At 49.6% G+C, this 486-nt stretch carries 1 protein-coding gene; it reads right to left on the bottom strand.

Translation table 11 applies throughout. The features are described from left to right. On the bottom strand, nucleotides 1–486 hold a 486-nt coding region (locus tag AC1DCY_RS27505; RefSeq protein WP_477355912.1), incomplete at both ends, for a hypothetical protein.

Raw genomic sequence — 486 nt, forward strand, 5'->3', positions numbered from 1 at the left:
GAGGTGGAGTGCCAGCCAGATCTTCCTATGGGCATCCATATCGCGCCATCACGAGGGTTATGCGCTAATGAGGAATGCACCGAGGCTTTGTCTTCCTTCTCAAAATAGGCAAGCGAGGCGAGAATTTCGAAGCGCTCGAAAACTAGTTCAAAGTCGGACAGCAATCCCATAAATGACTTGCTCCAGTCCAAGAAGATAGTTAGCAAATGATCACTCAGTGGGGTTTTTAGTTTTTGGTAACCTTCAATATGTCTCCACTGATCTGATGTTTCCCCTTTCCAGGCCCAGAGAAACAAGGTCTCCACGGTTTTAGCCGGCTCCCCATATTTTTGGTGGATTTTGGATGTGAATAATTTATGAAGCGTGCCCCATCGACCTGCTCGAGTCAGTCCGAGCCCATAGGCGGTAAAGATCAGTAAAGCCGGGTAGGAGCGTAAACCTAAGTAACCGGTGAACCCGTTCCCGACGCTCTCGGCAGTTGCGTGC

It is taken from the genome of Lysinibacillus sp. 10T31 (assembly GCF_056394365.1).